General features: G+C 73.5%; 21 protein-coding genes. 14 read left to right on the top strand and 7 right to left on the bottom strand.

Features of this window, described 5'->3' with window-relative positions; translation table 11 throughout:
- Nucleotides 1–372: 372 nt before the first annotated feature.
- A complete protein-coding gene (tyrS, locus tag ACPCK6_RS26055) occupies nt 373–1,656 on the bottom strand; it encodes a tyrosine--tRNA ligase (protein WP_262015738.1) in 1,284 nt (427 codons plus the stop codon).
- Between the two features lie 108 nt (nt 1,657–1,764).
- On the opposite strand from tyrS, the gene ACPCK6_RS26050 reads away from it, so the two are divergent.
- The 4 genes from ACPCK6_RS26050 to ACPCK6_RS26035 all read left to right on the top strand — a co-directional run bounded on the left by ACPCK6_RS26050 (nt 1,765) and on the right by ACPCK6_RS26035 (nt 4,127).
- Entirely contained in the window at nt 1,765–2,148 is a 384-nt protein-coding gene (locus ACPCK6_RS26050) for a PaaI family thioesterase (RefSeq protein WP_396880767.1), read from the top strand.
- 71 nt (nt 2,149–2,219) lie between these two features.
- Entirely contained in the window at nt 2,220–3,446 is a 1,227-nt protein-coding gene (locus ACPCK6_RS26045) for an NRAMP family divalent metal transporter (protein ID WP_396880421.1), read from the top strand.
- The gene (locus tag ACPCK6_RS26040; protein WP_396880422.1) at nt 3,443–3,823 is read left to right on the top strand and encodes a hypothetical protein; all 381 of its coding nucleotides are present in this window, start codon (nt 3,443–3,445) and stop codon (nt 3,821–3,823) included. The genes ACPCK6_RS26045 and ACPCK6_RS26040 overlap by 4 nt, the downstream gene beginning before the upstream one ends.
- On the top strand, nt 3,810–4,127 hold the full coding sequence (locus ACPCK6_RS26035; protein ID WP_262015684.1) for a PRC-barrel domain containing protein: 318 nt from the start codon (nt 3,810–3,812) through the stop codon (nt 4,125–4,127). The genes ACPCK6_RS26040 and ACPCK6_RS26035 overlap by 14 nt, the downstream gene beginning before the upstream one ends.
- A gap of 42 nt (nt 4,128–4,169) precedes the next feature.
- On the opposite strand, the gene ACPCK6_RS26030 is transcribed toward ACPCK6_RS26035, so the two are convergent.
- The 3 genes from ACPCK6_RS26030 to ACPCK6_RS26020 form a co-directional block, all read right to left on the bottom strand.
- Nucleotides 4,170–5,540: a hemolysin family protein gene (locus ACPCK6_RS26030; protein WP_396880423.1), complete on the bottom strand. Its 1,371-nt coding sequence runs from the start codon at nt 5,538–5,540 to the stop codon at nt 4,170–4,172.
- Nucleotides 5,541–5,687: 147 nt separating this feature from the next.
- Complete coding sequence (locus tag ACPCK6_RS26025; RefSeq protein WP_396880424.1) at nt 5,688–6,323, bottom strand: hypothetical protein; 636 nt, start codon at nt 6,321–6,323, stop codon at nt 5,688–5,690.
- Between the two features lie 9 nt (nt 6,324–6,332).
- Complete coding sequence (locus tag ACPCK6_RS26020) at nt 6,333–6,836, bottom strand: GNAT family N-acetyltransferase (RefSeq protein WP_135239467.1); 504 nt, start codon at nt 6,834–6,836, stop codon at nt 6,333–6,335.
- A 133-nt stretch (nt 6,837–6,969) separates the two neighbouring features.
- Between ACPCK6_RS26020 and ppdK the strand changes: the two genes are divergently transcribed.
- From ppdK to pflA, 5 genes are all read left to right on the top strand, one after another.
- Complete coding sequence (gene ppdK / locus ACPCK6_RS26015) at nt 6,970–9,630, top strand: pyruvate, phosphate dikinase (protein ID WP_423482492.1); 2,661 nt, start codon at nt 6,970–6,972, stop codon at nt 9,628–9,630.
- 12 nt (nt 9,631–9,642) lie between these two features.
- Entirely contained in the window at nt 9,643–10,098 is a 456-nt protein-coding gene (locus ACPCK6_RS26010; RefSeq protein WP_423482491.1) for a hypothetical protein, read from the top strand.
- Nucleotides 10,099–10,259: 161 nt separating this feature from the next.
- Nucleotides 10,260–11,270, top strand: coding sequence for an alcohol dehydrogenase AdhP (gene adhP / locus ACPCK6_RS26005; RefSeq protein WP_396880428.1), 1,011 nt, complete (start codon nt 10,260–10,262; stop codon nt 11,268–11,270).
- Nucleotides 11,271–11,334: 64 nt separating this feature from the next.
- The gene (gene pflB / locus ACPCK6_RS26000) at nt 11,335–13,578 is read left to right on the top strand and encodes a formate C-acetyltransferase (RefSeq protein ID WP_423482490.1); all 2,244 of its coding nucleotides are present in this window, start codon (nt 11,335–11,337) and stop codon (nt 13,576–13,578) included.
- Nucleotides 13,575–14,360, top strand: coding sequence for a pyruvate formate-lyase-activating protein (gene pflA, locus ACPCK6_RS25995; protein WP_396880430.1), 786 nt, complete (start codon nt 13,575–13,577; stop codon nt 14,358–14,360). Before pflB ends, pflA begins: the two co-directional genes overlap by 4 nt.
- A gap of 12 nt (nt 14,361–14,372) precedes the next feature.
- Here pflA and ACPCK6_RS25990 read toward each other — a convergent pair whose 3' ends face one another.
- On the bottom strand, nt 14,373–14,843 hold the full coding sequence (locus ACPCK6_RS25990) for a cyclic nucleotide-binding domain-containing protein (RefSeq protein WP_396880431.1): 471 nt from the start codon (nt 14,841–14,843) through the stop codon (nt 14,373–14,375).
- Nucleotides 14,844–15,002: 159 nt separating this feature from the next.
- Between ACPCK6_RS25990 and ACPCK6_RS25985 the strand changes: the two genes are divergently transcribed.
- Both ACPCK6_RS25985 and ACPCK6_RS25980 read left to right on the top strand, forming a co-directional pair.
- Complete coding sequence (locus ACPCK6_RS25985) at nt 15,003–15,911, top strand: universal stress protein (protein ID WP_396880432.1); 909 nt, start codon at nt 15,003–15,005, stop codon at nt 15,909–15,911.
- 70 nt (nt 15,912–15,981) lie between these two features.
- Nucleotides 15,982–16,866, top strand: a complete 885-nt coding sequence (locus tag ACPCK6_RS25980) for a universal stress protein (RefSeq protein ID WP_423482489.1) — start codon at nt 15,982–15,984, stop codon at nt 16,864–16,866.
- A gap of 226 nt (nt 16,867–17,092) precedes the next feature.
- On the opposite strand, the gene ACPCK6_RS25975 is transcribed toward ACPCK6_RS25980, so the two are convergent.
- Nucleotides 17,093–17,719, bottom strand: a complete 627-nt coding sequence (locus ACPCK6_RS25975) for a CE1759 family FMN reductase (RefSeq protein ID WP_013285557.1) — start codon at nt 17,717–17,719, stop codon at nt 17,093–17,095.
- Nucleotides 17,716–18,816 (bottom strand): LLM class flavin-dependent oxidoreductase, encoded by a 1,101-nt coding sequence (locus ACPCK6_RS25970; RefSeq protein ID WP_396880434.1) that lies wholly within the window; start codon nt 18,814–18,816, stop codon nt 17,716–17,718. The genes ACPCK6_RS25975 and ACPCK6_RS25970 overlap by 4 nt, the downstream gene beginning before the upstream one ends.
- Nucleotides 18,817–18,955: 139 nt before the next feature.
- On the opposite strand from ACPCK6_RS25970, the gene ACPCK6_RS25965 reads away from it, so the two are divergent.
- The 3 genes from ACPCK6_RS25965 to ACPCK6_RS25955 form a co-directional block, all read left to right on the top strand.
- Nucleotides 18,956–19,594, top strand: coding sequence for a DNA-3-methyladenine glycosylase (locus ACPCK6_RS25965; protein ID WP_423482488.1), 639 nt, complete (start codon nt 18,956–18,958; stop codon nt 19,592–19,594).
- A 155-nt stretch (nt 19,595–19,749) separates the two neighbouring features.
- Nucleotides 19,750–20,175 carry a hypothetical protein gene (locus ACPCK6_RS25960; RefSeq protein WP_013285554.1) on the top strand — a complete coding sequence of 142 codons (426 nt, stop codon included), beginning with the start codon at nt 19,750–19,752 and terminating at the stop codon, nt 20,173–20,175.
- A gap of 64 nt (nt 20,176–20,239) precedes the next feature.
- On the top strand, nt 20,240–20,588 hold a 349-nt coding region (locus tag ACPCK6_RS25955; protein ID WP_423482487.1), incomplete at its 3' end, for an MmcQ/YjbR family DNA-binding protein.

Below are 20,588 nucleotides of genomic sequence, written 5' to 3'. Positions count from 1 at the left end.
CTACCCGGTGGTTTCTGCCGTGTCAAACCGGTGTCAACCGGTTTGTCGTGCATCACCCTTTAACCGGGCACCCCGATTCCACCGACTTCCGCCGGTCGTTTCCGAGGAATTCGGCAGGACGGCCGCCCGCGGTTTCCCGCTGGCTCGTCCGTTTCCCTACCGGCCGACAACCTTACCCGGTCGGTTCCGCCTCGCCAAATCCGCCTCCCGGCGAATCCGGGGCACCACCCGGTTCTCAGGTCCTGCGCTCCGGCCTTCCAGGTCTTTCGCCCTGTTTCGTCCGTTCCGCGCTGGCAGAGAGAAAGTTACGCGCCCAGCGGAGTGATCGTCAAATCCGCTGGGCGCGTCCCGCGTCACACAGTCGACAGGCGGCTATCCGCGCAGCTCGACGCCCGCGAACGAGCGCTTGCCCCGGCGCAGTACGAGGTAGCGGCCGTGCAGCAGGTCGTCAGCCGACACGGTGGCGTCCACCTCGGAGATGCGCGTGTTGTTGACGTACGCGCCGCCCTCGGCGATGACCCGCCGGGCCTCCTTCATGCTCGGCACCAGGCCCGACTCCTTGAGCAGACCGGCCACGTCCGGCAGCTCGTCGAGGTGCACCAGCCCGGCCTCGGTCAGCGCCGCGCGCAGCGTCTCCGGGGCCAACTCGTCGAGCGAGCCGCGCCCGAACAGCGCCTGACTCGCCGCGACCGCCTGCGCCATCTCCCGCTCGCCGTGCACCAGCGTGGTCAGCTCCTCGGCGAGCGCCCGCTGGGCCAGGCGCGCCTGCGGGCGTTCCGCTGTCGCCTTCTCCAGCTCCTCCAGCTCCTCACGGGAGCGGAAGCTGAAGTACCGCAGGTAGCGGCTGACGTCGCGGTCGTCGGCGTTGACCCAGAACTGGTAGAACGCGTACGGGCTGGTCATCTGCGGGTCGAGCCAGACCGTGCCGGTCTCGCTCTTGCCGAACTTCGTACCGTCGGCCTTGGTGACCAGCGGCGTGGTGAACGCCTCCACCGGCCCGGCGCCGCGCCGCCGGATGTAGTCCACCCCGGCGGTGATGTTGCCCCACTGGTCGGAGCCGCCGTACTGGAGCCGGCAGCCGTGCCGGCGGTGCAGCTCGAAGTAGTCGTTGGCCTGGAGGAGCTGGTAGCTGAACTCGGTGTAGCTGATGCCCGTCTCCAGCCGTGCCTTGACCACCTCGCGGGCGAGCATCTTGTTCACGGGGAAGTGCTTGCCGACGTCCCGGAGGAACTCGACCACCGACATCTCGCCGGTCCAGTCCAGGTTGTTGACGAGTTGCGCCGCGTTCTCCCCGGTGTACGTGACGAACGGCGAGAGCTGCTCGCGGATGCGCTCGACCCAGCCGGCGATCACCTCGGGCGGGTTCAGCGTCCGCTCCGCGCTCTCCTTCGGGTCGCCGATCTGCCCGGTGGCACCACCGACGAGCAGCAGCGGACGGTGCCCGGCCTGCTGGAGCCGGCGGGCCATGACGACCTGCATCAGGTTGCCGATGTGCAGGCTCGGCGCGGTGGGGTCGAAGCCCACGTAGAAGGTGGTGCTCCCGCCGTCGAGCAGCTCGCGCAGTTCGTCGAGGCCGGTCGAGTCCTGGATCAGGCCCCGCCACAGCAGGTCGTCGGTCAGGGAGTCCCGCCCCTGCGGGAGGTTGCTGTCGGTCACGGTCACCGATTCTCCCCCATCACCGGGCCCGGCCCGTACCGGGTTTGCCGACGTGGCGGCGACTAGGCTGGCGGCGCCCGTCGAACGCGAGGAGGAACCGCGGTGGACATGCCGAACCTGACCGGTGGCTTCGTGGCCCTACTGGGCCTGACGTTCGACGAGGTCAGCGGGGACCGGGTGGTGATCCGCTGGAAGGTGCGCCCGGAGCTGCACCAGCCGTACGGGATCCAGCACGGCGGGGTCTACTGCTCGGTGGTGGAGACGGCGGCCAGCATCGGGGGCGCGCTCTGGCTGGGCGAGAAGGGCAACGTGGTCGGGGTGTCGAACCAGACCGACTTCCTGCGCGCGGTGCGCGACGGCGAGCTGACCGCCGTCGGCACGCCGGTGCACCGGGGTCGCAGCCAGCAGTTGTGGCTCGTGGAGATCACCGACGCCGACAGCCGGCTGGTGGCGCGCGGCCAGGTGCGACTGCAGAACCTGACCGCCTCCTGACCCATTCGCCCGAAACCGGGCACTGACGGCGATATCGTCGCCTCGGTGAGGACGTCCGCTCCCGGCCCGACGTGAGGAAGCTGTTCGCCGCCACGCTCGGCGTGCTGTCGGCCGTCGGCGGCTTCGTCGACATCGGTGACCTGGTGGCGGCCAGTCAGGCCGGCGCGCTGTTCGGCATGGCCCACACCTGGGTGCTGCTGGTCGGCGTGGTCGGCATCTGCGCGTACGCGGAAATGGCCGGCCGGATCGCGGCGGTGAGCGGACGGGCGGTGTTCGACCTGGTCCGGGAGCGGCTCGGGCCGCGCGTGGCGCTGCTCAACCTGGTCGCGTCGTGGCTGGTCACGGTGGTCACGCTCGCCGCCGAGCTGGGTGGGGTGGCGCTGGCGCTGCAACTGGCGACCCGGCTGAGCCACCTGTTCTGGGTGCCGCTCGCCGCGCTGGCGGTCTGGCTGGTGCTGTGGCGGTTGCGGTTCGAGCTGATGGAGCGGATCTTCGGCCTGGCCGGGCTGGCGCTGCTCGTCTTCGCGGTCGCGCTGGTGGCGCTGCCGACCGACTGGCCGCAACTCGGGCAGGGCGCGTGGCAGATCAGCGCGTCGGGGCACGGCTGGCCGTTGTACTGGTTCGTGGCGGTGGCGCTGTTCGCCTCGACGGTGAGCCCGTACGAGGTGTTCTTCTTCTCCTCCGGCGGCGTGGAGGAGCGGTGGGGTGCGGCGGACCTGGCGCGGGCCCGCTCGAACGTGCTGATCGGTTTCCCGGTGGGCGGGTTCCTGGCGTTGTCGCTGGTCGCCGTGGCGACGGTGGCCTACCACCCGTCCGAGGCGTCGCTCAGTACGCTCGACGAGGTGGCGCGGCCGGTGGCGACGGCGCTCGGCGGCGCCGGCCTGGCCGCCGCGGTGCTGGCGTTCTTCGCGGTGACGTTCGGGGCGGCGCTGGAAACCGGGCTGTCCGCGGCGTACGCGGCGGCGCAGTACTTCGGGTGGCAGTGGGGCAAGCGGGTCCGCCCCCGGGAGGCGGCCCGGTTCCACAGCGTGCTGCTCGTCGGCCTGCTGCTCGGTGTGGTGATGCTGATGACGACTGTGGACCCGGTACGGCTGACCGAGTACATGCTGGTGCTGAGCGCTGTGGTGCTGCCGCTGACGTACCTGCCGATCCTGGTGGTCGCCAACGACCGCGGTTACCTCGGCGACCGGGTCAACGGGCGGTGGATGAACCTGCTCGGCGCGGTGTTCCTGCTGCTCATCGTCGCGGCCTCGGTGGCGGCGATCCCACTGGCGATCATGACGGGGATGGGGCCATGAGGGTTCAGCTCGCCAAGCGGCTGCTCGACCGGCAGATCGTCGACGTGGACGGACGGCTGGTCGGGCGGGTCGACGACATCGCGTTCGCCGTCGACGACGAGGGCTACCCGTACGTGGACTGCCTGCTCACCGGGCAGGGCGCGCTCGGGCAGCGGATCGGCGGGCGGGTCGGGCGGCTGCTGGTGGCGGTGGCGGACCGGTTCACCGACGACCCGCCGGTGCCGCCGTTGCGCGTACCGCTGTCGCAGGTCGCCCGCGTGGACAGCGCGGTGCGGCTGCGCTGCCCGTCGGCGGACCTGCCGCCGTCACCGGTGGAGGCGTGGCTGCGCCGCCACCTGATCGAGCGCATTCCGGGTTCCGGCCGTGCGAGCGGGTGAGCTGCTCGGCCGCACCGCGTACGACCTGCACGGGCGGCGGCTGGGCCGGGTGGTGGACGTGGTGGTGCGCGGCGGGTGGCCGCCGGACCGGCTGCGGATCACCGACGTGATCGTCGCCGGGCACTGGTGGACCCGGGTGATCAGCCGGCTGATCGGCCCCGAGCTGCACCCGTCCGGGCCGTGGCTGCTGCGGGTGGTGGCCCGGCTGGTCGGGCGGAGCACCCGTCAGCTGCCCGCCGACGCGGTGCAGCTGCTTCCGCCGGTGCCCGGTTTCCCGTTCGGCCCGCCCGCCGGACACCGCTGAGCCGGGCACCGCTGAGCCGGGCACCGGGAGACCGGGCGCCGGTCAGCGGCGGGCGTCGTCGAGTTCGGGGGCGTCGGCCGGGTCGGCCGCGTCGTCGTCCGGGCTGCCGGTCGCCGCGTCGTCGTCCGCCGACTGCTCGCCGCGGCGGTGACGGCGCACGTGCACCTCGGTGATGGCCCGCTGGTCGACGCCGGCCACGGACAGCTCCCAGCCGTCCACGGTGACCTGCTCCCCCGCCACCGTCGGGATGTGCCCGAGGCAGATCAGCACCAGCCCGGCGACAGTGGTGTAGTCGCCGGCCGGCCGGTTCGGCAGCTCCACGCCGAGGTCGGTCAGGTCGTGCACCGGGAACGTGCCGGGCAGCACCAGCGTGCCGTCGGCCTCGGTGCGCACGGCACGCAGATCCCGGTCGGTCTCGTCGTAGATCTCGCCGACGATCTCCTCCAGGATGTCCTCCAGCGTCACGATCCCGTCGACCGCGCCGCGCTCGTCGACCACCAGGGCGATGTGCTGGCGCTCGGCCTTGAACTGGCGCAGCGCGTCGACCACCGGCAGCGAGTCGGGCAGCAGCATCGGCGGGCGGGCGATCTCGTCGACCGGCCGGTCGTCGGAGACGCCGACCAGGTCCCGCAGGTGGATCACGCCCACCGCCTCGTCCAGGCCGCCGTGGCGGACCACCGGCGCCCGGGAGTGGCCGGTCGCCGCCAGGACGAGCCGCGCGGCCTCCGCGGTGGTGCCGCTGTCGAGCGTGAAGACCTGCAACCGGGGTACGAGCACCGCCCGCAACTGCCGGTCGGCGATCTCCACCGCGCCGGCGATGATCGTGCGCTGTTCCTTGGTGAAGCCGTGGTTGCCGGCCACGATGTCGCGCAGTTCGTCCGGGCCGATCTCGTCCGGCTCGGCCTTCGGGTCCAGGCCGAACAGGCGTACCACCAGGTCGGTGGTGGCACCCAGCAGCCAGACGGCGGGCCGGGTGATGCTGGACAGCACGTCCAGCGGACGGGCCACCAGCAGCGCCCACCGCTCGGCCGACTGCATGGCGATCCGCTTCGGGGCCAGCTCACCGAAGACGAGCGTGACGAACGTGAGCACCAGCGTGACAGCGACGATGGCGACGGTCTCGGCGGCGTTGCCGAAGACGCCCAGCAGCGGGACGAGCGGCCGGGCCAGCGACACCGCGGCGGCGGCGGAGGCCAGGAACCCGGCGAGCGTGATGCCGATCTGGATCGTGGCCAGGAACCGGTTCGGATCCTTCGCGAGCCGGGCCAGGGTCCGTCCGCCGCGGCTGCTGCGCTCCAGCCGCTGCACCTGGCTGTCGCGCAGGGAGACCAGGGCCATCTCGCTGCCGGCGAACACCGCGTTGAGGATCACCAGCACACCGACCAGGGCAAGCTGGCTCCAGTAGCTCTGCACGACCGGTTATCTCCCTCGGCCCGATCCGGGTCGGCCGATGGCCGACTCGCCGGCCGGTGGATCCGGTCGGCGTGGCCCCTCTGTTGCCCCGCGGGCCCGCGCCTGAATCCTGTGCGATCACTGAGCGTCGGGCGGCGGGCGCCCGGTTCACCCGCTCGTGGCGGGGACCGGCAGGTCGAGCACGTACGCGCCGCCCTCGGGGCGGAACCCGAGCCGGTGGTAGTAGGGGGCGATCATGCCGGGCGGGCTGACCACCCGGCGGAAGCCCCGGTCGGTGAACAGCCGGCTGCGCCGGTAGACGAACTCCCCCGGGGTGAAGTCGCGGAACGGCGGGGTCACGTAGTCCAGGTCGACCTGGGCCACGCCGCCCGGTTCGGCGTGCGAGAGCATCACGCCGACCACCTCGTCGGCGCGTACGACAAGGAACGCCGAGCGGTCGGCGGCGGCCGGGTCCCAGTGGAAGCCGGGGTTGAACCGGGCGATGTCGGCGGCGTGCACCCGCAGCGTGTGCGCCAGGAACGCGTCGCCGGTGCCCACCTCGACCACCTGGTAGGTCTGCTCGTCGTGCCGGGTGGCCAGCAGCTTGCGCAGGTACCAGACGTTGATCACGGCGAGCACCACGTTCAGGCCCACCATCGGCCAGACCTGCACCGCGGTGTTGTAGCCGATCAGGATGAGGCAGCCGACGAGGTTGAGCGCGCGCAGCCGCAGGATCCGGGTCTGCAGCAGGGACCAGACCAGCAGCGCGGAGCCGGCCCAGCCGACGAGTTCCAGCCAGTTCACCCGGGGAGACTAGCGGTCTGCCTGGTCAGACCCCTCGGCGGGCAGCTCCAGCACGTACTCCTCGACCTCGGTGCCGCGCGACGGGGCGTACCCGGAGTCCTCGCCGACCACGACGAAGCCGCACTTGCGCAGCACCGCGAGCGAGGCGGCGTTGTCCTTCGCGGCGCGGGCGTGCAGCGGCCGGTGCGGCACCTCGCGCAGCAGCGCGCGCAGCGCGGCGGTGGCGTGGCCGCGCCCCCAGTGCGCCGCGTCGATCCAGTAGCTGACCTCGGTCTGCTCGCCGACCGGGAACGCGGCGACCCGCCCGACCAACCGGCCGTCGACGGTGACGGCGCGGTTGACGATCCGCTCGTCGGCGCGGATGCGTGCCCAGTGCGCGTCGAACGCGGCCCGGTCGGACGGGTCCTTCGGGCCGAACGCGGCCATCCAGTTCGCCTGCGGATCCTGCTCGTGGGCGAAGAAGGCGGGCAGGTCGTCGTCGCGCACCGGGCGGAGCAGCACCTCGTTGGTCACGGTCGGAACGATACGGGCACCCACCGACACTCTCGGGACCTCCGGCCCGGTGTGTGTCCCGTCCGGCCCTGCCGCGCCGCCGCCCGGCCCGGCTACCAAGGAGGTGGAACGACGCAGCCGAGGAGGCCGGACCATGTCGAAGTACGTCTACGACTTCATCGAGGGTGATCGCAGCCGCGCCGACCTGCTCGGCGGCAAGGGCGCGAACCTCGCCGAGATGACCCGGCTCGGGTTGCCGGTGCCGCCCGGGTTCACCGTCACCACCGACGCGTGCCGGGCGTACCTGGCCACCGGTGCGCCGCCGGACGGCCTGTACGAGGAGATCAACGCGCACCTGCGGGAGGTGGAGGCGCGGCTGGACCGGTGGCTGGGCGACCCGCGTGACCCGCTGCTGCTGGCGGTGCGTTCCGGCGGGCGGTACTCGATGCCGGGGATGATGGAGACGATCCTCGACATCGGGCTCAACGACACCACGGTGACCGGGCTGGCCGCCCGCACCGGTGACGAGCGGTTCGCCTGGGACTCGTACCGGCGGCTGATCCAGATGTTCGGCCGGACCGTGCACGGCATCCCGGCCGACGAGTTCGAGCACGAGCTGGCCGCGCTGCGGGCCACCGCCGGCCCGGACGGGCCGGGCGCCGGGCAGTTGCGCGACCTGGTCGAGACGTACAAGAAGATCTTCGTCCGGCACGTCGGGCACGACTTCCCGCAGGCCCCGCACGAGCAGCTGTTCCTGGCCGTGCGCGCGGTGTTCGAGTCCTGGCACTCGGAGCGGGCCCGGATCTACCGGCGGCAGGAGCGCATCCCGGACGACCTGGGCACCGCCGTCAACGTGATGGCGATGGTGTTCGGCAACCTCGGCCCGGACTCCGGCACCGGTGTGGCGTTCACCCGCGACCCGGCCACCGGCGCTCCCGGCGTGTACGGCGACTACCTGACCGACGCGCAGGGCGAGGACGTGGTGGCGGGCATCCGCAACACGGTGCCGCTGACCGAGCTGGAGCGGCTGGACCCGGCGAGCTTCCACCGGCTGCGGGAGATCATGGCGACGCTGGAGCGGCACTACCGCGACCTGTGCGACGTCGAGTTCACCATCGAGCGCGGCCGGCTGTGGATGCTCCAGACCCGGGTCGGCAAGCGCACCGCGGCGGCGGCGTTCGTGATCGCCGCGCAACTGGCCGAGGAGGGCCTGATCACCGCCGACGAGGCGCTCACCCGGGTCAGCGGGGCGCAGCTCGCCCAGCTGATGTTCCCGGCCTTCGACACGGCCGGCGCGCCCGAGCCCCTCGCGGTCGGCGTCGGCGCCTCGCCCGGCGCCGCGGTCGGGCGGGTGGTGTTCGACTCGGCCGCCGCCGCGGCGGCCGACGGGCCGGTGATCCTGGTCCGGCCGGAGACCAACCCGGACGACCTGCCCGGCATGATCGCCGCGGCCGGGGTGCTCACCTCGCGAGGCGGGAAGACCTCGCACGCCGCCGTGGTGGCCCGGGGCATGGGCCGGACCTGCGTGTGCGGCGCCGAGGCGCTGGGCATCGACGTCGAGCGCGGCGAGTTCACGGTGGGCGAGCAGGTGGTGCGGGCCGGCGATCTGATCTCGATCGACGGCACCAGCGGGCGGATCTGGCTCGGCGAGGTGCCGGTGCAGCCGTCCCCGGTGGCCCGGTACCTGACCGGTGAGCTGCGGCCGGAGGCGGACCCGCTGGTCGCCGCCGTACACCGGCTGCTCGGCCACGCCGACGCGGTGCGCACGCTCGGCGTCCGCGCCAACGCGGACACCCCGGACGACGCCCGCCGGGCCCGCGAGCTGGGCGCCGCCGGGATCGGGCTGTGCCGCACCGAGCACATGTTCCTCGGCGAGCGCCGGGAACTGGTCGAGCGGCTGATCCTGGCCGACGGCCCGGCCGAGGTCGGCGCGGCGCTGGACGAGCTGCTGCCGTTGCAGCGGGCCGACTTCCTCGGGCTGCTCACCGCGATGGACGGACTGCCGGTCACCGTCCGGCTGCTCGACCCGCCGCTGCACGAGTTCCTGCCTCCGCTCGCCGAGCTGACCGCCCGGGTCGCGGGCGCGCAGGCGCGCGGCGAGGAACCGGGCCACGACGGCGTGCTGCTGACGGCGGTGCGCCGGATGCACGAGACGAACCCGATGCTGGGGCTGCGCGGCGTACGGCTCGGACTGGTGGTGCCGGGCCTGTTCGCGATGCAGGTGCGGGCGCTGGCCGAGGCGGCCGCGCAGCGGGTCCGGGCCGGCGCTGACCCGCGCCCGGAGATCATGGTGCCGCTCGTCGGTGACGTGCGGGAACTCGCCGCGGTGGCGGACGAGGCACGGCGGGTGCTGGCCAAGGTGCCTGACGCACCGGACATCCCGGTCGGCACCATGATCGAGACGCCCCGGGCGGCGCTGACCGCCGGGGACATCGCCGCCGAGGCGCACTTCTTCTCTTTCGGCACCAACGACCTGACGCAGATGACCTGGGCGTTCTCCCGGGACGACGTGGAGGGGGCGTTCTTCTCCACGTACCTGGAACGGGGGATCTTCCCGGTGTCGCCGTTCGAGAGCATCGACGCCACCGGCGTGGGCCGGCTGGTCCGCCTCGCCGTCGCCGAGGGACGGGCGGCCCGGCCGGACCTGACCGTCGGCGTCTGCGGTGAGCACGGCGGCGACCCGGACTCGATCGGGTTCTTCGCCGAAGCCGGACTCGACTACGTCTCCTGCTCGCCGTACCGGGTGCCGGTGGCGCGGCTGGCCGCCGGCCGGGCCGCTGTCGAGGCCCGCACCGAGAAGTCCGACTCCCGCTAGGAGGGCAGCACCATGACCGCCATCTTCAACCCGACCGGACCGGCTGTCACGCCGCTCCCCCGGCCCGCGCCGCCACCGGCCGCGACGCCGGTCCCCACCCCGGCCGCGACGCCGACTGGGCCGGTCGGCCCGGTGCTGGAGCTGCCCGGGGACGCCGCGCTGGTGCCGGTGAACCGCGACGGCCGCCCGGTCGGCGTGTTCGTCGCGGCCGGCGGCCGGGTCCGCTACCGCCGCGTGGTCGAACCGGACCAGTTGGTCGCCGCCGCCACCGGCGCGTTCGCGGTCGCCGCGCTCACCGCCGCCGTGGCGCTGTGGTCGCGGCGCCGCCCGCCGTCGGTCGGCACCGTCACCATGGGGCCGGGCGGATGGGTCAGCCTGCGCGGCGTGCCGGCGCCCCGGCTGCGCCTGGACCACAGGCCCTGGTGGGCGCGCCTGCTGCGGGCCCGCCGCCTGGTCGTCGACCGCTGAGCACCCCAGGGGTACGGCCGCCGGTACGTCGCCGGCGGCCGTACCGCCGTTCCGGCCTCGGACGGGCCGTTGGTCCCGGGTCACCGCGGTCCTGCGCCCCTGCCCGGCAGCGCCCGGACGGACGACGCTGAGGGTGAGAACGAGACCGAGGGAGGCCCCCGATGCGCGCCAGTGTCGTCACCGCGTTCGACCGTCCGATGGAGATCACCGAGCGTCCCGTGCCGGAGGTCGGCCCGGGCGAGATCCTGGTCCGCATCGAAGCCAGCGGACTCTGCCACACCGACATCCACGCCGCCCGCGGCGAGTGGCCGGTGAAGCCTGCCCCGCCGTTCGTCCCCGGACACGAGGGCGTCGGCCTGGTCGAGCAGGTCGGCCCCGGCGTCACCGAGCACGCCGTCGGCGACCGCGTCGCGCTGCCCTGGCTGGGCTGGGCCTGCGGCACCTGCGCGTACTGCGTGACCGGCTGGGAGACGCTGTGCGAGTCGCAGCGCAACACCGGCTACAGCATCGACGGCGCGCACGCCGAGTACGCGGTCGCCTCGGCCCGCTACGCGGTCCGCGTGCCGGACGGCGTGGACCCGTTCGAGGCCGCGCCCCTGACCTGCGCGGGCGTCACCACGTACAAGGCCGTCAAGGTCGCCGGGGTACGGCCGGGCGAGCGGGTGGCGATCTTCGGCATCGGCGGCCTGGGTCACCTCGCCCAGCAGTACGCGCAGATCTTCGGCGCCGAGACGATCGCGGTGGACGTGACCGCCGAGAAGCTGGAACTGGCCACCTCGCTGGGCGCCGCGCACACGGTCGACGCCGCCACCACCGACCCGGTCGAGCGGATCACCGCGCTGGGCGGCGTGGACGTGGCGATCGTGCTGGCCGCGAGCCCCCGCGTGATCGAGCAGGCGCACCGTTCGCTGCGGCGCGGCGGCCGGCTGGTGCTGGTGTCGCTGCCCGCCGACAACGCGATCACCCTGCCCGTCTTCGAGACGGTGCTCAAGGGCATCACGGTGCTCGGCTCGATCGTCGGCACCCGCGCCGACCTGGCCGAGGTCTTCGCGCTGCACGCCGCCGGCCGTACCCGGGTCGTCTACGAGATCCGCAAGCTGGACGACATCAACGACGCGGTGGACGACGTCCTCGCCGGCCGGGTCGCCGCCCGGCTCGTGCTCCAGCCCTGACCCCCGCCCCGGTCCCCGCACCCGCGGGGACCGGGCCACCGCCGACGCCCGGAGAGGGACCGACATGACCGCCACCGAACCCCTGGCCCCCTGGCGCGGATTCCACGCCGGAGCGTGGCAGGAGACGATCGACGTGGCCGACTTCGTCCGCCACAACCACGAGCCGTACACCGGGGACGCGTCGTTCCTCGCCGGGCCGACGCCGCGCACGCTCGCCGTGTGGGACCGGCTGCGGGAGATGTTTCCGGAGGAGCGGCGGCGCGGCGTGTACGACGTCGACGCGGCCACCCCGTCGACCATCACCTCGCACGCACCGGGCTACATCGACCGGGAGCGGGAGCTGATCGTCGGGTTGCAGACCGACGCGCCGCTGCGGCGGGCAATCATGCCGGCTGGCGGGCTGCGGATGGTGGAGACGGCGCTGCGCGCGTACGGGCGTGAGCCGGACCCGCTGGTGCACGAGATCTTCACCAGGTACCGCCGCACCCACAACGACGCGGTCTTCGACGCGTACCCGACGGACGTGCTGGCCGCGCGGCGATCGCACATCATCACCGGGCTGCCCGACGCGTACGGGCGCGGGCGGATCATCGGTGACTACCGGCGGGTGGCGCTGTACGGCGTGGACCGGCTGGTCGAGGAGCGCCGCGCGCTCAAGGCGGCGCTGGATGAGCGGCGCAGCACCGACGACGTGATCCGCGACCGGGAGGAACTGGCCGAGCAGATCCGCGCGCTCGGTGAGCTGCGGGAGATGGCCGCCTCGTACGGCTTCGACATCTCCCGCCCGGCCGCCACCGGCGCGCAGGCGATCCAATGGCTGTACTTCGCCTACCTGGCGGCCACGAAGGAGCAGAACGGTGCCGCGATGTCGCTCGGGCGCACCGCCGGGTTCGTCGACGCGTACCTGCGGCGGGACATCGCCGAGGGGCGGCTGGACGAGAGCGGCGCGCAGGAGCTGATCGACGACTTCGTGATCAAGCTGCGGATCATCCGCTTCCTGCGCACCCCCGAGTACGACCAGCTGTTCTCCGGCGACCCGACCTGGGTCACCGAGTCGCTCGGCGGGATGGGCGTGGACGGCCGGCCGCTGGTCACCCGCACCGCGTTCCGCTACCTCCAGACGCTCTACAACCTCGGCCCGGCACCGGAGCCGAACCTGACGGTGCTCTGGTCGCCGCGCCTGCCGGAGGGGTTCAAGCGGTTCTGCGCCCAGGTGTCGCTGGACACCAGCGCCATCCAGTACGAGAACGACGAGCTGATCCGCCCCGCGTACGACGACGACACCGCTATCGCCTGCTGCGTGTCGGCCATGCGGGTCGGCCGGGACATGCAGTTCTTCGGCGCCCGGGCGAACCTGGCGAAGGCGCTGCTGTACGCGATCAACGGCGGCCGGGACGAGCTGACCGGCACACAGGTCGCCCCGCCGGCCGCGCCGGTGGGCGGCGAGACGCTCGACTACGACGAGGTGCTGGCCGCGTACGACCGCACGCTGGACTGGCTGGCGCAGACGTACGTGGACGCGCTGAACGTGATCCACCACCAGCACGACAGGTACGCGTACGAGCGGCTGGAGATGGCGCTGCACGACCACCCGGTGCGCCGGTTCATGGCCACCGGCATCGCCGGGCTGTCGGTCGCCGTGGACAGCCTGTCGGCCATCCGGTACGGCCGGGTGAAGGTGCTGCGCGACGCCACCGGTCTGGCCGTCGACTTTGCCGTCGAGGGCGAGTTCCCGACGTACGGCAACGACGACGACCGGGCCGACGAGATCGCGGTGTGGCTGGTCGAGACGTTCGCGGAGAAGCTGCGCCGGCAGCGCACGTACCGCGACGCCGAGCTGACCATGTCGGTGCTCACCATCACCTCGAACGTGGTGTACGGCAAGCACACCGGCAACACGCCGGACGGGCGGCGCGCCGGTGAGCCGTTCGCGCCCGGGGCGAACCCGATGAACGGGCGGGACACGCACGGCCTGGTGGCGTCGGCGCTGTCGGTGGCGAAGCTGCCGTACGACGCGGCCCGCGACGGCATCTCGCTGACCGGCACGGTCACGCCGGACGGCCTGGGTCACACCCGCGACGAGCGGATCGCGAACCTGGCCGGGGTGCTCGACGGCTACGCCGACGCCGGCGGGTTCCACCTCAACGTCAACGTGCTGGACCGGGCGACGCTGCTGGACGCGATGGCGCACCCGGAGCGGTACCCGCAGCTCACCGTCCGGGTCTCCGGGTATGCGGTCAACTTCGTCCGGCTCACGCCGGAGCAGCAGCGCGACGTGGTGTCGCGGACCTTCCACGGGTCGCTGTGACCGGCCGCCCGCCCGCGCCGCCGGAGGTGACTCCGGCGGCGCCGGGTGCCGTCACCGGCGCGGTGCACTCGTGGGACACCTCGGTCGGGGTGGACGGGCCGGGCACCCGGTTCGTGGTCTTCCTGGCCGGCTGCCCGCTGCGCTGCCGCTACTGCCACAGCCCGGACACCTGGTACGGCCGCAGCGGCCGCCGCCGCACGGTGGACGAGATGGTCACGCTCGCCACCCGGTACCGCCGGTTCATCCAGGTGGCGGGCGGCGGCGTCACCGTGAGCGGCGGGGAGCCGCTGCTGCAACCGGCGTTCACCCGGGAACTGCTACGCCGCTGCCACGACGACCTCGGCCTGCACACCGCGCTGGACACGTCCGGCTTCCTCGGCGTCCGCGCCGACGACGCGCTGCTGGACGCCACCGACCTGGTGCTGCTCGACGTGAAGGCGGGCGACCCGCAGACGTACCGCCGGGTCACCGGCACCGGCCGGCTCGCGCCGACGCTGCGCTTCGCGCGACGGCTGGCCGACCGGGGTACGCCGATCTGGATCCGGTACGTGCTGGTGCCCGGCCTGACCGACGCGGTCGACGAGGTGGAGCGGGTGGCCGACGTGGCGGCCGGGCTGGCCACCGTGCAGCGCGTCGAGGTGCTGCCGTTCCACCGGCTCGGCGCGCACAAGTACGCCGAGCTGGGCCTGACCTTCCCGCTGGCCGACACCGAGCCGCCGGACGCCGGCCTGCTGGCCCGGGTACGCGGACAGTTCGCCGCCCGCGATCTCACCGTCACCTGACCGCGCGCCGGTTCAGCTGGCCGCGGCCGTCGGGTAGCCGTACAGGTCGAGCAGCCGGACCCGGGACGCCTGGAGCCGGTCCACCACCACGCTCATGAACCGGGTGGTGAGCTGACGGCCGAGCGTGTCGTCGGACTCCATCAGCCGGCGTACCCCGTCGGCGTCGAGTTCGACGGCGGTGCTGCGCTGGGTGGCGACCGCGCCGAACTGCCAGCGGTATGGCGGGAACAACCAGGACCAGCCGAGCACGCCGCCCGGCCCGATCGTCTCGATGCCCACGTCGCCGCGGCCCGGCACCGGGAAGTCCAGCGCCACCTGGCCGCCGCGGACCAGCCAGAACCGGTCGGCCGGCTGGCCGGCGCGGAACAGCCGGTGCCCGGGATGCCAGACCACCGGACGGGCGTAACCGGTGAGCCGGGGCATCCACTCGTCGGGCAGCCCGGCCAGGAAGGGGTGGACGCGGAGCATCTCCAGCGGGGTCATCGCGCCTCCAGGGTCGACAGGAGGGGAGCACTGGCTTCCATTCCACCCCGCCGCCGCCCCGGCCGGTAGGGGCCGATGGTCCCGGCCGTGCCGGGCGGATCGACTCTGCCCAGGTCGGAGCCGTCGGCGCAGGCTGAGGGGGAACCGAAGGAGGACGTGATGACCGACAGAACCGGTGCCCCCGTCGTGGTGGGCGTGGACGGCTCCCCGTCCGCGCTGGACGCGGTACGGCTGGCCGCACGCGAGGCGGTGCTGCGGCACCGGCCGCTGCGGGTGGTGAACGCCTTCCTGTGGCCGCTGGTCGGCACGCCGCTGGGCATGGTCGCCCCGGTGCTGCCCGACATCGAGCTGCGCCAGGAGGCCGAGAAGCTGGTCGAGGAGGCGGTGGACGAGGCCCGCAAGGTCGACGCGGAGCTGGCGGTGACCGGCGCGGTCGTCGACGGCGGGCCGGTGGCGGTGCTGCTGCGGGAGAGCCGCGACGCCGCGCTGCTCGTGCTGGGTCACCGGGGACTGGGCGGCTTCGCCGAGCTGCTCGTCGGCTCCGCCGCGGTGCAGCTCTCCGCCCGCGCCGGCTGCCCGGTGCTCGTGGCCCGCGGTGAGGCCCGCGCCGACGGCCCGGTGGTGGTCGGCGTGGACGGTTCCGCACTGTCGAACGAGGCGGTCGGCTTCGCGTTCGCCGAGGCCGCGGCGCGCGGCGCCGAACTCGTCGTGGTGCACACCTGGCTGTACCCGCAGCCGGTGACCTACCGGGAGGCGTTCGGCGACGTCGTGCCGCTGGCGTACGACCCGCAGGAGCTGCGCGCCGACGAGCAGCGGGTGCTGGCCGAGGCGATCGCCGGCTGGGCCGAGCGCTACCCGGAGGTCACGGTACGGCCGAAGCTGGTCGCCGCCGCCACCCCGTCCCGGGTGCTCGTCGAGGAGTCCGTCGGCGCGCAGCTGACGGTGGTCGGCGCGCACGGGCGCGGTAGCCTCGGTGCGCTGCTGCTCGGCTCGGTCAGCCACGCCGTGCTGCACCACTGCCACAGCCCGCTCGCCGTCGTCCGGCACCGGGGCGACCGGAGCCACTGAGCCGGTTCCCCGGCCCGGGCGGGGCCGGTGCCGCCACAATGGCCTGAGCCGACCGGAGGGAAAGCACCAGATGAACCGACCCGTCGTGGCGGGAGTGGACGGATCGCCGTCCAGCCTGGCCGCCGCCGACCTGGCCGCCGCGACCGCCGTCGCCCGTTCCCGGCCGCTGCTGCTCGTGCACGGCTACCTGCACCCGATGGGCTACGGCGTGCCGCTCAACCCGTACGACCTGGGGGTGCCGGCGCCCACCGCGGAGTCGGAGAAGATGCTGGAGTCGGTCGCCGCCGACCTGGCCGAGCGGCACCCGGGACTGCGGGTTCAGGTACGCCAGGTCGCCGGCGGCCCCGGCGCCACCATGGTCGAGGAGTCCCGCCGCGCCGAGCTGGTCGTGGTGGGCAGCCGGGGCGTGGGCGGCTTCGCCGGCCTGCTGCTCGGCTCGGTCAGCGGACAGCTCGCACAGCACGGGCACTGCCCGGTGCTGATCGTCCGCCCGGAGGAGCAGCCGATCCCGGTGGACGGTCCCGTGCTGGTCGGCGTGGACGGTTCCGACTCGGCCGCGTACGCGATCGAGCTGGCCGCGGACGAGGCCGACCGGCGCGACGCGGAGCTCGTGCTCGCGCACGTGCGGTCGCCCGAGCACGGCGCGGTGGCGCCGCAGGTCGCGGCGGAGGCGGCCACGGCGGGTCAGGCCGAGGCGGCGGGGCTGCTGGCCGAGGCGGCCGACCAGGTCCGGGCGGCGCACCCCGGGCTGCGGGTGACGGAGCGGCCGCTCACCGCCGCGTCCCCGGAGACCGCGCTGATCGAGGCGAGCGGCGAGGCGTCGCTCGTGGTGGTCGGTTCCCGGGGCCGGGGCGGCTTCGCCGGGCTGCTGCTCGGCTCGGTCAGCCAGGCGCTGGTCCAGCACTCCCACTGCCCGGTGCTCGTGGCCCACCGGCCCGAGCCGGCCGACGACTGACGCGCCACGCGGCTGGCAGGGCCCGGCCCGGTCCGCTCCGGCCCGGCCTGGTTCGGCCCGGTCCGGTCCGCCGAGCCGCCCGGCCAGAGGGATGTCCTGCAAGCGTTATGACTGAGAGGCATATTTATGCCTCTCAGTCATAACCGGTTTCCGATGTGGTTCGCCGGCGACGGCTACGCCCGGTAGCGGTCGCCTCCGTGCCGATCCGCCCGGCGTCAGGACGGCGTCAGGACGGGTCGCGGCCGGCGAGCAGGTCGGCGAAGTCGGTGGTGAGCGCGAACGGGTCGGCCGGACCGGTCGCGGGCGGGCGGCGGTCCACCTGCTCGGCCAGCTCGGCTCCGGCCCGGCGGATCCGGGACCGCAGCGCGCTGTCGCCGTCGTCGCCGGCCCAGTCCTCCGGCGCGGCGAACACCGCAGTGGGCAGCGTCGCGGCCCGCAGGTACGTGAACATCGGCCGGACCGCGTGCTCCAACGCCAGCGAGTGCCGGGCGGTGCCGCCGGTCGCCCCGAGCAGCACCGGCTTGCCGGCGAGCGCGTCCCGGTCGACCACGTCGAAGAACGACTTGAACAGCCCGTTGTAGGACGCGTTGAAGATCGGCGTCACCGCGATCAGCCCGTCGGCAGCAGCCACCTCGTCGAGCGTCCGGCGCAGTGCGGCCGGGGCGAAGCCGGTGAGCAGGTGGTTCACCACGTCGTGGGCGTGCTCGCGCAGCTCGACCACGCGCAGTTCCACAGTGGCGCCGCGGCCGGCCAGCTCGTCGCGGGCGGCCGCGGCGAGCTGGTCGGCGAGCAGGCGGGTCGACGACGGCTGGCCGAGACCGGCCGAGACGACAGCGAGGGTACGGCTGGTCATCGCTGCTCCCCGGCGGCCGGGGCGGCGTCGCGGGCGGCGAGCAGGCTCGCGTGGGTGGGCGCCTCGGGAACGTGCGCCGGACGCAGCGAGTCGAACTCCTTGCGCAGCACCGGGACCACCTCCTCGCCCAGCAGGTCGAGCTGCTCCAGCACCGTCTTCAGCGGCAACCCGGCGTGGTCGATCAGGAACAGCTGCCGCTGGTAGTCGCCGACGTACTCGCGGAAGCCCAGCGTGCGGTCGATGACCTGCTGCGGGCTGCCGACGGTCAGCGGCGTCTCCCGGGTGAACTCCTCCAGCGACGGGCCGTGCCCGTAGACCGGGGCGTTGTCGAAGTAGGGACGGAACTCGCGTACCGCGTCCTGGGAGTTGCGCCGCATGAAGACCTGCCCGCCGAGGCCGACGATGGCCTGGTCCGGCGAGCCGTGGCCGTAGTGCGCGTACCGCTCCCGGTAGAGGCCGACCATCCGCTGGGTGTGCTCCTTGGGCCAGAAGATGTGGTTGGCGAAGAAGCCGTCGCCGTAGTACGCGGCCTGCTCGGCGATCTCCGGGCTGCGGATCGAGCCGTGCCAGACGAACGGCGGTACGCCGTCGAGCGGGCGCGGGGTCGAGGTGAACGACTGCAGCGGGGTCCGGAAGCGGCCCTTCCAGTCGACCACGTCCTCGCGCCACAGCCGGTGCAGCAGGTCGTAGTTCTCGATGGCCAGCGGGATGCCGTTGCGGATGTCCTGCCCGAACCACGGGTAGACCGGGCCGGTGTTGCCGCGGCCCATCATGAGGTCCACCCGGCCGTCGGCCAGGTGCTGGAGCATCGCGTAGTCCTCGGCGATCTTCACCGGGTCGTTCGTGGTGATCAGCGTGGTCGAGGTGGACAGCAGCAGCCGTTCGGTACGCGCGGCGATCCAGCCGAGCATGGTGGTCGGCGACGAGGGCACGAAGGGCGGGTTGTGGTGCTCGCCGGTGGCGAAGACGTCGAGGCCGACCTCTTCGGCCTTGAGCGCGATGGCGGTCATGGCCTTGATCCGCTCACGCTCGGACGGCAGCCGCCCGTTCGTGGGGTCGACGGTGACGTCACCGACGGTGAAGACTCCGAACTGCATGACCAGCTCCTCGCGTGGGGTCCGGACCGGTCGGCCCGGGATCGCTCCTCACAACATATTTGACGAGTCAACTATTCCGCTGGCCGCCCGCCCCGGCGTGGCCCGGATCACGCGTCACCCAGCGACTACCCTTGCCGCGATGACGTACCCCTGGCTCGACGCACCCGCCGCGCAGATCGCCGACACCGCGCGAACGCTGCTCGGCTGGACCGTGTCGGCCGGCGGCGTCACCGTCCGGCTCACCGAGGTCGAGGCGTACGCGGGCACCGGCGAGGATCCGGCGTCGCACGCCCACCGCGGGCCGACGCCGCGCAACAGGGTCATGTTCGGGCCCGCCGGGCACGTCTACGTGTACTTCGTGTTCGGCATGCACTGGTGCGCGAACATCGTCTGCGGTCGCGACGGCGAGGCGGCGGCGGTGCTGCTGCGCGCGGGCGAGGTGGTCGACGGGGTCGAGATCGCCCGCGAGCGCCGGCCGCGCGCCGCCGACCGGGAGCTGGCCCGCGGGCCGGCCCGGCTGGTCACCGCGCTCGGGCTCGGGCGCGACGCGAACGGCACCTCGGCGATCGACGGCAGCGGCCCGCTGCTACTGACGCCGCCGGCGAGCCCTGTCGACCCGGCGCGGATCGTCGCCGGGCCGCGGGTCGGGGTCGCCGCCGCGCACGACCTGCCGTGGCGGTTCTGGCTCGCGGACGAGCCGAGCGTGAGCGTCTACCGGCGGCACACCCCGCGGCGCCGGCCCGCTCCGGCCGCCTCCGCGCGGAACTCGCCGGCCTGAATCGGCTGTTCCGGGCAACCCCTGACACCCCGCGGCGCGTCTGTGGTGGCATGACGCGCCGATTCTTCACCACACGTTGAGAGCACGGTGTTTTACACGAAGGGCTTTCAACGGGGTGTTGACAACAGGCCATTCTTGGGTGTGGGATGGACGGCATGGTCACCGTGGACAACGACCCGTTCACCGCTCCGGATGCTGCCCAGGCCCGGGCGCACCGCAACTACGCGGCGCTGCTGCGGATCGCCGAGCGGCACGCCGGCACCAACTCCCGCCGCCGGCGCTACGCCCACCCCGACGTGCCCGACGCGTACGAGGCGGCCACGCTGGTGATGGCGCTCGCCGGAGGCGCCGAGCTGGACGAGGGTGAGGAGCCGGTCGACCAGGCCGACCTGATGGCCGCGCTGACGCTCATCCCGCACGTGCGGGCCGAGGTGGACGCGCTGGAGGCCGGCCTGTTGCAGGTGGCCCGCGGGCGGGGCATGACCTGGCAGGCGATCGCCTTCGGGCTGGGGCTGGGCAGCGCCCAGGCGGCCCGGCAGCGCTACGAGCGGCTCACCGTCCGCACCGGCACCGGCGACTGACCGGCGGCGCGGGCTGTCACAGCGGCGGGCGAGACTGTGCCGGACGACGGCACGGGAGGACGCGATGACGCGCGAGGAGATGCTGGCCTACTGCCTGGCCAAGCCGGGAGCCTGGCTCGACCAGCCGTGGGAGGGCGACGAGGTGGTGAAGGTGGGCAGCCGCATCTTCGCGTTCCTCGGCTCGCCCGACGGTGAGGCCCGGCTCGGGGTGAAGTGCGGGGCGTCCCGGGAGGTGGCCGACGAGTGGCTGCACCGGTTCCCGGCCGACGCACGCCCCTCCCCCTACATCGGCCGGTCCGGCTGGAACACGCTGCGGCTCTCCGGCGGCATCCCGGACGACGAGCTGATCGAGGCGGTCGACGGGTCGTACGACGCGGTGGTCGCCAAGCTCCCGAAACGCGAGCGCCCCACTT

The sequence above is a fragment of the Micromonospora sp. AB353 genome (assembly GCF_049538395.1).
Lineage (GTDB): Bacteria > Actinomycetota > Actinomycetes > Mycobacteriales > Micromonosporaceae > Micromonospora > Micromonospora aurantiaca.
The sequence above is the reverse complement of the archived record's forward strand: the minus strand, read 5'-3'. Positions and strand labels throughout refer to the sequence as shown.